Raw genomic sequence first — 207 nt, forward strand, 5'->3', positions numbered from 1 at the left:
AACAATTGTCAGTTGGCTGGGTCTTTCGTTATTGGTTGGCCTGGCATTTATCTTTTTTAGTCTGTTCCATCAACCAATGGTCAGCCAAGCCAATGAGCCGACCCAAGAGAAACATTTTATGGTTTATTATCGTGGTTGGCGTGACAGAACGTTGCAAGATGTTAATACAACATTGCCACATGATGATTGGCTAGCGATGCACTCTGT

The 207-nt window shown here is 43.0% G+C and carries 1 protein-coding gene; it reads left to right on the forward strand.

What is annotated here, in order from left to right:
• Positions 1–207 (forward strand): hypothetical protein (locus tag MFF64_RS37750; RefSeq protein WP_238194250.1); only part of this gene is annotated, 207 nt, incomplete at both ends.

The sequence above is a fragment of the Methylobacterium frigidaeris genome (genome assembly GCF_022179185.1).
In the GTDB taxonomy this organism is placed as follows: Bacteria; Pseudomonadota; Alphaproteobacteria; order Rhizobiales; family Beijerinckiaceae; genus Methylobacterium; species Methylobacterium frigidaeris.